The organism is Armatimonadota bacterium (assembly GCA_016869025.1).
In the GTDB taxonomy this organism is placed as follows: domain Bacteria; phylum Sysuimicrobiota; class Sysuimicrobiia; order Sysuimicrobiales; family Humicultoraceae; genus VGFA01.
The window spans coordinates 33,745-45,000 of record VGFA01000011.1 but is presented as its reverse complement, the minus strand read 5'-3'; the positions used below and the strand labels follow the sequence as shown (position 1 = coordinate 45,000).

Annotated in this window: 10 protein-coding genes (1 of these 10 only partly in view); all 10 read right to left on the bottom strand. The window is 69.6% G+C overall.

Annotated features, from left to right (window positions below; translation table 11 throughout):
• Tightly spaced (at most 24 nt apart), the 10 genes in view from purH to FJX73_07555 form a layout consistent with a single transcriptional unit that may run on beyond the window.
• On the bottom strand, positions 1–1,395 hold the 5' portion of the coding sequence (purH, locus tag FJX73_07600; protein ID MBM3470640.1) for a bifunctional phosphoribosylaminoimidazolecarboxamide formyltransferase/IMP cyclohydrolase. The gene continues 141 nt to the left of window position 1, outside the view; 1,395 of the gene's 1,536 nt are visible here — the first part of the coding sequence; its start codon is at positions 1,393–1,395; its stop codon lies beyond the left edge, outside the window.
• Positions 1,395–2,042 (bottom strand): phosphoribosylglycinamide formyltransferase, encoded by a 648-nt coding sequence (locus tag FJX73_07595; protein ID MBM3470639.1) that lies wholly within the window; start codon positions 2,040–2,042, stop codon positions 1,395–1,397. Before FJX73_07595 ends, purH begins: the two co-directional genes overlap by 1 nt.
• A complete protein-coding gene (locus tag FJX73_07590; protein MBM3470638.1) occupies positions 2,039–3,076 on the bottom strand; it encodes a phosphoribosylformylglycinamidine cyclo-ligase in 1,038 nt (345 codons plus the stop codon). The genes FJX73_07595 and FJX73_07590 overlap by 4 nt, the downstream gene beginning before the upstream one ends.
• Positions 3,077–3,100: 24 nt before the next feature.
• A complete protein-coding gene (locus tag FJX73_07585) occupies positions 3,101–4,555 on the bottom strand; it encodes an amidophosphoribosyltransferase (GenBank protein ID MBM3470637.1) in 1,455 nt (484 codons plus the stop codon).
• A 3-nt stretch (positions 4,556–4,558) separates the two neighbouring features.
• Entirely contained in the window at positions 4,559–6,781 is a 2,223-nt protein-coding gene (purL, locus tag FJX73_07580; GenBank protein MBM3470636.1) for a phosphoribosylformylglycinamidine synthase subunit PurL, read from the bottom strand.
• A complete protein-coding gene (gene purQ, locus FJX73_07575; GenBank protein ID MBM3470635.1) occupies positions 6,778–7,476 on the bottom strand; it encodes a phosphoribosylformylglycinamidine synthase subunit PurQ in 699 nt (232 codons plus the stop codon). The genes purL and purQ overlap by 4 nt, the downstream gene beginning before the upstream one ends.
• Entirely contained in the window at positions 7,473–7,718 is a 246-nt protein-coding gene (gene purS, locus FJX73_07570; GenBank protein MBM3470634.1) for a phosphoribosylformylglycinamidine synthase subunit PurS, read from the bottom strand. Before purS ends, purQ begins: the two co-directional genes overlap by 4 nt.
• Positions 7,719–8,645 (bottom strand): phosphoribosylaminoimidazolesuccinocarboxamide synthase, encoded by a 927-nt coding sequence (locus FJX73_07565; GenBank protein ID MBM3470633.1) that lies wholly within the window; start codon positions 8,643–8,645, stop codon positions 7,719–7,721.
• Positions 8,642–9,934 carry an adenylosuccinate lyase gene (locus FJX73_07560; protein ID MBM3470632.1) on the bottom strand — a complete coding sequence of 431 codons (1,293 nt, stop codon included), beginning with the start codon at positions 9,932–9,934 and terminating at the stop codon, positions 8,642–8,644. Before FJX73_07560 ends, FJX73_07565 begins: the two co-directional genes overlap by 4 nt.
• Positions 9,931–11,256, bottom strand: coding sequence for an adenylosuccinate synthase (locus tag FJX73_07555; GenBank protein ID MBM3470631.1), 1,326 nt, complete (start codon positions 11,254–11,256; stop codon positions 9,931–9,933). The genes FJX73_07560 and FJX73_07555 overlap by 4 nt, the downstream gene beginning before the upstream one ends.

Genomic DNA, 11,256 nt, shown 5'->3' with positions numbered 1-11,256 from the left:
ATCGGCAAACGGGAAGAAGGCATCGGAGGCCATCACCGCTCCGCGGGCCCGCTCCCCGGCCTTGGCCGCGGCCAGGCGGACGCTGTCCACCCGGCTCATCTGTCCGGCGCCGACACCTACCACCTGTCGGTCCCTGGCAAACACGATGGCGTTGGACTTCACGTGCGCGCAAACCGCCCAGGCGAAGCGGAGGTCATCCCACTCAGCGGCCGACGGTACGCGGGAGGTGACCACGCTCCACGCGGCCTCGTCCAGGCCCAGGACGTCCTCCGACTGGATCAGCATCCCGCCTCGGATGCTCCGGAAGGCGAGTCCGGCCCGCCCGCTCGCCCCCCGGTTCCCGGTCGCGAGCAGCCGCAGGTGCTTCTTGGCCAGCAGAAGTTCGGCTGCGCCGGGCTCGAACGAGGGCGCAATGATGGCTTCGAGGAAGAGTTGCACCATCGCCTCCGCGGCCCCCTGATCCACCGGAGCGTTGACGGCAAGTATCCCTCCGAACGCGGACACAGGGTCGCCGTCGCGGGCACGCAGGAAGGCTTCGATCACAGTCGGCGCCGCCGCTGCTCCGCACGGGTTCGCGTGCTTGATTATCGCCGCGCCCGGAGACGGCAGATCGCGCACCAGCGCCCACGCGGCCTCCAGGTCCGCGATATTGTTGTAGGAGAGCGTCCGGCCGCCGAGCACCTCGGTCGAGATCACATCGCCCGAGATCACCTCGGCGGCGTAGAGGGCGGCACGCTGGTGTGGGTTCTCGCCGTACCGCAGGTCTGCCCGCTTGCAGAACGTAAGGGTCAGGCGCCCGGGAAACGGCATCTGGCCCGCGGCACGCTGGAAGTACGCGGCGATCGCGGCGTCACATGCCGCCACGCGCGCGAAGGCGTCGGCGGCCAGGCGCAGCCGCAGCTCCTCGGGTATGCCGGTGGCGGTCCGGAGGGCGGCAGTTACCTCAGCGTACTGCGATGGGTCGCAGAGGACCGTTACGCGCGCCCAGTTCTTTGCCGCGGCGCGCAGCAGGGTCACGCCGCCAATGTCCACCTCTTCGACCGCCTCGGGCATGGCGGCTCCCCGCGCGGCGGCTTCCTCGAAGGGATAGAGGGTCACCGCCACCAGGTCAATGGGGAAGATCCCATGCCGCCCCAGTTCGGCCATATCCTCGGACACGCCGCGGGCCAGCAGCCCGGCGTGGACTGCCGGGTGCAGCGTCTTGACGCGGCCTCCCAGCATCTCGGGAAACCCAGTCACGTCTTCCAGCGGCACCACCGGCAGCCCGGCCGCGCGGAGCGCCGCCGCGGTTCCGCCGGTGGAAACCAGTTCCGCCCCGCTCGCGTGCAGAGCCTGCGCCAATGGGACCAGACCGGTCTTGTCCGCAACACTGAGCAACGCGCGTCGGATCGGCATCATGTCAGAAGCACCCTGCTCCCTTCTACCCGGATGCGCCCGTCAGCCCACCAATGGATGACCTGGGGGTAGAGAGCGCGCTCCTCGGCCTGCACGCGCGCCGCCAGCGCGGCAGGCGTGTCTCCGTCGAGCACCGGTACCGCGATCTGCGCCAAGATCGGCCCCCCGTCAGGAACCTCGTCCACGAGATGGATGGTGCACCCGCTTACCGCTGCGCGTGCTGCGAGCACTTCCCTGTGCACCCTCTCGCCGTACATACCCTGCCCGCCGAAGGCAGGCAGGAGTGCCGGATGCACGTTCAGCATGCGCCCGGCGTGGCGCGTGATGAACGCCGGGGACAGAATGCGGAGGAAGCCTGCCAGGCAGATCAGGTCTGCCCGGTGCTCGTGGATTACGCCGGCAAGTTCGGCCTCAAAGGATTCCCGGCTCCTCCTGCGGTGATCCACAAGCACGGTGGGAATGCCTGCCCCCCGTCCACGATCCAGGGCCGGCGCGCCCGGGGTGTTCACGACCACGACCGCGACCGTGACGCCGGGCCGGGTCGGGTCGTCCTCGGCGCCGGCAGATGCCCCTCTGGCGGGAAACGCATCCAGCAGCGCCTGCAGCGTGGTGCCGCTGCCCGAGGCCAGTACTGCCAGGCGCGTCATACCAGATCCACGCCCCTGGGGCCGTCGAGGATCTCGCCGATCTGCCAGGCAGGAATGCCGGTGCCCTCGAAGTGCCGCATCGCTCGCGCGGCATCCTGGGCCGCGGTGGCGACCACCATGCCGATCCCAAGGTTGAACGTCCTCACCATTTCCGCCTCGGAAACCCGTCCTGCCTGTTGGAGCCAGCGGAAGATCGGCGGCTCGGGCCAGTCCCGCAAGACCCTGGCGCGGCAACCGTCGGGCAGTACGCGCACCAGGTTGTCCACGAGGCCGCCGCCGGTGATGTGCGCCGCGGCGCGGATCTGGACGCTCCCCAGGAGGGACAGCAAACCTTCCGCGTAGCACAGGTGGGGTGCGAGCAGCGCCTCCCCCACCGAAGTGCCCAGATCCTCCAGGTGATCGTGCAGCGAGGCGCCCGCGGCCTCCACGATCCTTCGCGCCAGCGTGTAGCCGTTGGTGTGCAACCCGCTGGAACCCAACCCGACCAAGCGGTCCCCGGGTACGATCTCTCCGCCGGTCAGGAGGCCGTCCTGGGGCGCCTGGCCGATCATGGTTCCGACAACCTCGTAGGCGTCACCCGCGTAGACGTCGGGCATCTCCGCGGTCTCGCCGCCAATCAGCGGCACCCCAAGCCGCGCGCAGGCGCGCGCCATCGCCTCTACCAGAACCGCAACAAGAGGCGCATCCAGCCGCCCCATGGCGACATAATCAAGAAAAGCGATGGGCCTGGCCCCGCAGGATACGAGGTCGTTGGCGCAGTGCGCGACGATATCCCACCCGATGACCTCATCGCGCCCCATCTGCCGTGCGATGAGCGTCTTGGTCCCGACGCCGTCCACGGTGGCCAGCAAGAAGCCGGCACCCGAGGGCGCCAGGCGTACCGCGCCGGCAAAGGCCCCGAGCCCGGCACCTACGGCGTCCGTGTAGGTTGAAGTGATCGCCGGCGCCAAGCCTTCCAGCAGACGCGCCTTGGCGCCGACGTCAACGCCGGCTCCCCGATAGGTGAGCCCAGGGGGAGTCTCGTCGGAGCTCACGGCGCGGCACTCACATCGGGTTCCTCACGGCGGGGTGCTCCCGGCGGCCACGGCCGCCATCTCGTCGAGGGCCGTACGTCCTGCTTCGGCCTCGGTCGGCACCCGGGTCGGGTACCGGCCATCCAGACAGGCCATGCACAGCGCATCCCTCGACAGCGCCACGGCCTCCACGAGCCCGGCCTGGCTCAGGTAGCCGAGCGAATCGGCCCCTATGAACCGCCTGATCTCCTCGACTTCCAGGCGGGATGCCACCAGCTCCCCCCTGGTGCTGGTGTCAATCCCGTAGTAGCAGGCATGCCGGATCATGGGGGATGAGATGCGCACGTGCACCTCGCGCGCGCCGGTGCTGCGCAGCAGGCTGACTATGCGGCCCGAGGTAGTGCCGCGGACGATCGAGTCGTCCACCAACACGACGCGCTTTCCTGCTATCACGTCCAGGTTGGGGTTCAGCTTCAGGCGGACACCGAAGTCGCGCGAGGCCTGGTCGGGCTGGATGAAGGTGCGGCCGATGTATCTGTTCTTGATCAGGCCCACCTCGAAGGGCAGGCCGGCCCGCTCGGCGTAGCCCATGGCCGCCGATGTGCCCGAGTCCGGCACCGCGATCACGATGTCGGCGCGGGCCGGATGCTCTCCTGCCAGCACCCTGCCCATGCGGCGCCGGGACTGGTGGACGTTCCTATCGCTGATCACCGTGTCGGGCCTTGCAAAATAGATGTACTCGAAGACGCAGTGGGCGCGCCGGCCAACCGCGAGGACCTGCCGCCTGTGCATGCTCTGTCCGTCAAAAGCCACCAGCTCCCCGGGTTCCACCTCGCACACCGCCTGCGCGCCGGTATGGTCAAACGCGCACGTCTCCGAAGCGACCGCCCAGAATCCGGCACCCCTTCCGACCGCCATCGGCCGGATCCCGTGCGCGTCGCGAAATCCGAACAGCCGCCCCCCCACCAGGGCCGCGACCGTGTAGGCACCATCGAGACGACGCATGCACCAGGCGAACGCGTCCTCGGGGGAGGCCGCCGGCGCCCTCGCGATCAGGTGTGCGATCACCTCGCTGTCGGTGGTAGCACCGAACCCGACTCCCTGCGCCTCCAGTTCGCGCCGGAGCACCGGCGCGTTGATCAGGTTGCCGTTGTGGCTGATTGCCACCGGACCCCACGACGACGGCACGATGAAGGGCTGCGCATTTTCGATGAGGGCCGAACCCATCGTGGCGTACCGGACGTGCCCCACCGCGGCCAGGCCCGGCAGCGAAGTGACCCGGTCGTCATCGAAAACGCGGGACACCAGCCCCATGCCCCTGTGGTGCCGCATCACCGTGCCGTCGAATGCGGCGATGCCCGCGCTCTCCTGTCCGCGGTGCTGCAGCGCGTAGAGCGCCACGTGAACGATCGGCGCCGCGTCATGCCCTCCGGTGCATAGAACACCGCTGACACCGCACTCCTCTTTCCAGACGCCGATGTCCCGCTTTGCACTCACCATGCGCTAGACCTCCAGACCCTCCCAGGCCTCGGTCAGCCCTGCAAGGGGCAGTTCGATCGGATCGGTGGGCCCGGCATCACCAGCCTGGGCCAGGCGTAGCGCCGGGCCACCAACGTGGCCGAGAACGCGGACCGGCACGTCGTGCCTGCGGGCCAATTCATCCAGCGAGCCCAGGCGCTCCGGAGGGAGCGACGCGATGAACCGCGCCGGACCTTCTCCGAACAAGACCTCTGCGAGCGGAACATCCGGCAGCGTCACCGAAGCGCCTGTTCCACCCGTGATGCACGCCTCGGCCAGTGCCACGGCGATGCCACCGTCGCTGGCGTCATGGACCGACGAGGGCAGGCCGGCGCGCACCGCATCGCGTGCGCAGGCGATCGCGCGCACCGAGCGCTCCATCTGGGGATTCGCGGGCCGGCCCCTGACCTCGCCCTGGAGCGCGTGCTGGTACAGACTCGCCCCAAGGGTCCCTCTGGGATCGCCCAGCAGGACGACCAGGTCGCCATCCCGGGCAAAGCCCATCCGGCCAGCGCGTGCCACGTCGTCGAGCAAGCCAACCATGGCCACCACGGGCGTCGGGAAGATCGCGCGGCCCGGACCCTCCCCGCCCTCTGCCTCATTGTAGAAGGAAACGTTGCCGCCTATCACCGGAACCCCAAGTGCCTCGCACGCCTCCGCGATGCCCTCGATCGTTTCGCGGAAGGCCCAGTACACCTCGGGCCGCTCCGGACTGCCGAAGTTGAGGCAGTCGGTGACCGCCAGCGGCTCGGCGCCCGCGCACGCAAGGTTGGCCGCCGCCTCCAGCACCGACAGCGCTGCCCCGCGCCGCGGGTCGGACGCGCACCACCGGCCGTTGCCGTCCGAGGTCAGCGCGAGCCCCAGTGGCGGCGCGGTGATCAGGCGGAGCACCGCAGCGTCGGATCCGGGCGGGGTAACGGTCCTCACCCCCACCATGTGATCGTACTGCTCGTAGATCCGCCGCTTGCTCGCCACGTCGGGGTGGCGCAGGAGAGCGATCAGCACCTCCCCTGGGTCGTGTGCAGGAACAGCCGCGGGATCGAGCCGCCACCGCTCCTCCAGTCCGGCCGGCACCGAGGCCTGGGGATTGTAGATCGGGGCGTCCGCCAGACTCTCGGGAGGAAGGTCTACTATGGTCCGCCCGCCGGCGGTCACGCGCAGGCGCGCTTCGGCGGTGACATGTCCTATCACCTCGGCGGCCAGCCCCCACCGGTGGTAGGCCGCGGCGGCGAGCTCCACCTCTTCCGCGCGCACCACCAGGAGCATCCTCTCCTGCGACTCGCTGAGCAATATCTCCTCCGGCCGCATCCCGGCCTCGCGCAGCGGCACGCGGTCCAGGTCTATCACCATACCCACGCGGCCCCGCGCCGCCATCTCGCTTGTCGCGCAGGTAAGCCCGGCCGCGCCCATGTCCTGTATGGCCAGCACGGCGCCAGAGGCCAGGGCCTCCAGCGTGGCCTCTATCAGCAGCTTGCCCGTGAACGGATCGCCCATCTGCACCGAAGCCCGGTCCGTCTGCGCGCGTCCCTCGTCCAGCTCGGTCGAGGCGAACGCCGCACCGCCTATCCCGTCGCGGCCCGTGCGCGCGCCTGCGTACAGTACGGCGCTGCCGGGCCCCTCTGCCGCGGACCGGGCCACCTGGTCCGCGCGCACAAGACCCAAACAGGCGACGTTCACCAGTGGGTTGTCGCGGTAGCACGCGGCGGTCAGCAACTCCCCGCCCACGGTCGGCAGGCCCACCGCGTTGCCGTAGCCAGCGATGCCGGCGACCACCCCACCGCAGAGCCGTCGGGCCCTGGGCTCGTCCATTGGGCCGAACCGCAGCGAGTCGAGCAGCGCCACCGGCCGTGCGCCCATGGCCAGCACGTCCCGGATAATGCCGCCGATGCCGGTGGCCGCGCCGTTGTACGGATCCACGGCGCTGGGATGGTTGTGGCTCTCCATCTTGAACGCCAGTGCCCACCCCCTGCCGATGGAGACCACGCCGGCGTTCTCGCCCGGACCGGTCAGGACGCGCGGCGAGGATGTGGGCAGCCGGCGCAGCGCTGCCCTGGAGTGCTTGTAGCCGCAGTGCTCGGACCACATCACGCCGTACATCCGCGCCTCTACCGGGTTGGGATCGCGGCCCAGGCGCCGGCAGATCTCGCGGTAGTCCGAGGCAGGAAGCCCGCAGAGGGCCGCGGCGTCTAACGCAGTGGCCTGCGTCATCCTGCACCCACCAGCGCGCCGACCACGGACTCAAACAGCCGGCGACCGTCGGTCGAACCCAGCAGCGCTTCCGAGGCGCGCTCCGGGTGCGGCATCAGCCCGACCACGTTGCCCGCGTCAGAGGCCACGCCCGCAATCCCTGCCACGGAGCCGTTGGGATTGGCCTGCGGCGTGACCCGGCCCAGGGAATCGCAGTAGCGGAAGACCACGCGCCCCGCGGCCTCCAGCGCCGCCACCTCGGCCGGCGTCGCGAAGTACGCGCCCTCGCCGTGCGCCACCGGCATCCGCAGCACGGTCCCGTGCCGCAGGCCCGCGGTAAACGGCGTCCGGTCGGACTCCACGCGTACCCACGCCGGGTGGCACCGGAACCGCAGCGAGACGTTGGGGAGCAGGGTGCCTGAAAGCAGGCCTGCCTCGGCCAGGATCTGAAAGCCGTTGCAGATCCCCAGCACCGGCGCGCCACGTGCCGCGAGTTCACGCACGGCACTCATCACCGGCGCGGTCGCGGCGATCGCCCCGGACCGCAGGTAGTCGCCGTAGGAGAAACCTCCGGGCAGGACCAGTGCGTCTATCCCGTCCAGCGACCGGTCCTCGTGCCAGACTTCCTCGACATGCTGGCCCACCACCGACCGGAGCACATGCACGCAGTCCCTGTCGCAGTTGGACCCGGGGAAGAACACCACGCCCCAGGTCACGTGGCAGCCCCCTGCGGGATCTCCTCGATCGCCCACGTCTCGATCAGCGGGTTTGCCAGGAACCGTGCGCACATCTCGTCCACGCCCGCGCCCTCAACGTCGGGAAGGGTCATCTCGACCACCTTGCCAACGCGCACCTGCTCGACCCGATAGCCCAGTGCGTCCAGACCGCGCTGGACCGCCTGTCCGGGCGCGTCCAGCACGCCTGGTTTGAGCATGATGGTTACTCGGAACGCCCGCATCTACGCGATCCCCTCCCCGGTGAGACGCCGGTACGTTTCCAGGTAGCGCTGCCGCGTGGCCTCTACCACGTCGTCTGACAGGGCCGGCGCCGGAGACTCGCGGTTCCATCCGGTGCGTGTCAGGTAGTCGCGCACAATCTGTTTGTCGAACGATGCCAGCCTTCCGGCCGTGTACTCCGCGGCATCCCAGTAGCGCGATGAGTCAGGGGTGAGCGCCTCGTCAATCAGCATCAACGCATCGCCCCCCGCGCCGCCTGATGCCCCGCGGACCATCCCGAACTCGAACTTGGTGTCGGCAAGCAGGAGCCCGCACCTCTCCGCCACTGCCGCGGCGTGGAGGTATAGCGCCAGACTGAGATCGCGCATGCGCTCCGCCAGAGTTCCGCCTACCAGACGCGCGACCTCCTCGAACGCGATGTTCTGATCGTGCCCGGAGGCGGCCTTGGTCGCCGGTGTGAAGATGGGGTGCGGCAGGCGGGCGCCGTGCGCAAGGCCGTCCGGCAGGCGCACGCCGCAGACCGCGCCGTCCCGGCTGTACTCCTGCCATCCGGACCCGGTCAGGTATCCCCGCACCACGCACTCCACGTCAATCCGGTTGGCCCTGCGCACGAGCATGGCCCGGCCGTCCAGGAGCCGAACCTGCTCACCGACCGCCGGCGGCAGGCGCATCTGGTCTATGTCCGTGGCTATCAGGTGGTTCTGGACTATCTTTCGGGTGCGGGCAAACCAGAACGCGGAGAGCCGGGTCAGGATGCGGCCCTTTCCAGGCACCGGCGTGGGCAGCACATGGTCGAAGGCCGACAGGCGATCTGTGGCCACGATGAGAAGGCGCTCGCCCAGATCGTAGACGTCGCGCACCTTGCCCCGCGCGAACACCGGCAGCGGAAGATCGGTGGCAACGACCGCCGGCGCGTCCGATATGCTCATCGCGGGATGCCGGCGCGCTCCAGTATCAAATCCACGTGGCGCAGGTAGGGCGCCGGATCGAAACATGCGTCCCGTTCCTCCGGCGCGAGGACCCCCCGGGCTACAAGCAGGTCCCCGAACCTGCCCTCGCCTTCCAGCGCCGCGGTCGCGGTCTCCTGCACGATCCGGTAGGCCTCGTCGCGGCTGTGGCCTCCCTCCATCAGGGCCAGCAGCACGCGGTGGCTGTAGACAAGGCCGCCGGATGAATCGAGGTTGCGCTGCATGACGTCGGTGCGGACGCGCAGCCCGGAGAGCACGCGGTGCAGGACCCCCAGCATGTAGTGCACCAGCCCGGTCGCCTGCGGCAGGATCAACCGTTCGGCCGATGAGTGGCTTATGTCGCGCTCGCCCCACAGCGCCTGGTTCTCCATCGCAACTGGCACCGCGGCGCGCACGGCGCGCGCCAACCCCACCAGCCGCTCGCACAGGATCGGATTGCGCTTGTGGGGCATCGCAGAGGATCCGGTCTGGCGCTCGCCAAATGGCTCCTCGACCTCTCCTATCTCGGTGCGCTGAAGCGAGCGGATCTCCGTGGCGATCTTCTCTATGCTCCCGGCCAGAATGGCCAGGACCGCCACGAACTCGGCGTGGCGGTCGCGCTGCAGGATCTGGCTGCTCACCGGAGCCGGCTCCAGTCCCAGGCCCTCGCAGACCGCGGCCTCTATCTCGGGAGGACTGTGGATGAAGGTCCCCACCTCGCCCGAGAGCTTGCCCACGCGCACCGCCTCCCGGGCCGCGCGCAGCCGGGCCTCTGCCCTGCCCAGCTCCGCGTGCCAGAGCGCCACCTTGACCCCGAAGGTAATGGGCTCGGCCTGCATCCCGTGCGTGCGGCCGGCCATGAGCGTGTAGCGGTGAGATGAAGCCGTCGCGGCGGTGACGCGGCGCACCCTGGCCAGCGCTTCGAGGATCAGGTCGGCCGCGCGCACCAGCAGCACGGATTGGGCCGTGTCCACCACGTCCGACGAGCCCAGTCCTCGATGAAGATACGAAGCGTCGGGGCCAGTGCACTCTGCCACCGAGCGCAGGAACGCGACGACGTCGTGTTGGGTCTCGGCGCGCTCGATCTCGTCAATGCGCGCGGGGGTGCCGCACTTCGCCGTGCGGCGCAGCCGCTCCGCGACCTCGCGCGGAACCAGTCCGAGGGCGGCCTGGGCCTCCACAGCCAGCAGCTCGATCTCCAGCCACACCGCGAACTTGGTCTCGGGCGCCCACAGCGTCCGCATCTCGCTGGTGGAGTAGCGCTCTATCACCGCCGGCCCTCTGATGCGGCCGGGGCTTGCAGGCGCAGCAGGGCCTCGCGCTCCCTGCCCACGCCCACCATCGTCACCGGAACCTCCACCAGGGCCGCCAGGCGGTCCAGGAAAAGGCGGGCTTCCACAGGGAGATCGCGGGAAGCGTCAGTCCGCCCGGCGTCAGTCAGCCCGGCGTCAATTCCGCCAGCATCAGTCCGTCCGGGGAGCCGCCAGCCGGGGAGCGTCTCGTAGACGGGCTCGACCTCCTGCAGCGTCACCGTGTCCGGCATCCCATCCAGCAGAGTGCCGCGCAGGCGGTAGTCAGTACAAATCCTCACGGTGTCCATGCCCGACAGCACGTCGAGCTTCATCACGGCCAGCTCTGTGAAGCCCGCCAGCTCGGCGGCGAAGCGGGCGGCCACAGCGTCGAACCAGCCGCACCGCCGCGGCCGTCCGGTGGTCGTGCCGAACTCCTGCCCTGCCTCGCGGATGAGGTCCGCGGTGGCGCCGTGTATCTCGGTGGGCATGGGCCCGGCACCGACCGCGGTCGTATAGGACTTGACCACGCCAACCACGTGCGTGATGCAGGATGCGGGTATGCCGGCTCCCGCGGCTGCTCCACCCGGCAGGCAGGTGGAAGAAGTGACGTAGGGGTAGATCCCCCAGTCCAGGTCGCGCATCACGCCCAGGTGCCCCTCCAGCAGGATGCGCGCCCCGGTGCGCAGGGCACGCTGCACGATGCCGTGGCCGTCCACGATGCGGGAGGAGAGCGCCTCACGCCATCTGGCGCAGCGCGCCAGCAGTTCCTCCGCGTCCACGGCCCCGGCCAGCATCCGGTTCGTCCTGGCCACCTGGTACCGGACCGCGTTCTCAAGATAGGCAGGATGCAGGAGATCGCCCATGCGGACGCCTACCCGGGCGGTCTTGTCCGCGTATGCCGGCCAGATGCCCTGTTTCGTCGTGCCGTGGCTGCCGCTGCCGCGCAGCGCTTCCTCGCGCACGTCCAGCATCACGTGGTGGGGCATCACGATGTGCGCCCGGTTGGAGACAACCACGTTGCGCGTGGAGACCCCGCTGGCTTCGAGCATCGCCAGTTCCTCGCTCAGAGCGTCCGGGTTGACCACCACGCCTGGGCCTATTAGGCAGACGGCCGACGGGTAGAGCACGCCCGAGGGCACGAGGTGCAGCCGGAAGACGCCCCGATCGTTGACAATCGTATGCCCTGCGTTTGTCCCGCCGTTGTAGCGGATGACGAGATCCGCCTCGGCGGCAAGGGCGTCTACGATCTTGCCCTTGCCCTCATCGCCCCAGTGACCTCCGACGACCGCGGTTACCGGCAC

What these genes read in the sequence shown, in the direction of transcription:
- FJX73_07595 (MBM3470639.1), bottom strand. Translation starts at nt 2,042, where the DNA reads ATGACGCGCCTGGCAGTACTGGCCTCGGGCAGCGGCACCACGCTGCAG.
- FJX73_07585 (MBM3470637.1), bottom strand. Translation starts at nt 4,555, where the DNA reads ATGGTGAGTGCAAAGCGGGACATCGGCGTCTGGAAAGAGGAGTGCGGT.
- purL (MBM3470636.1), bottom strand. Translation starts at nt 6,781, where the DNA reads ATGACGCAGGCCACTGCGTTAGACGCCGCGGCCCTCTGCGGGCTTCCT.
- purS (MBM3470634.1), bottom strand. Translation starts at nt 7,718, where the DNA reads ATGCGGGCGTTCCGAGTAACCATCATGCTCAAACCAGGCGTGCTGGAC.
- FJX73_07565 (MBM3470633.1), bottom strand. Translation starts at nt 8,645, where the DNA reads ATGAGCATATCGGACGCGCCGGCGGTCGTTGCCACCGATCTTCCGCTG.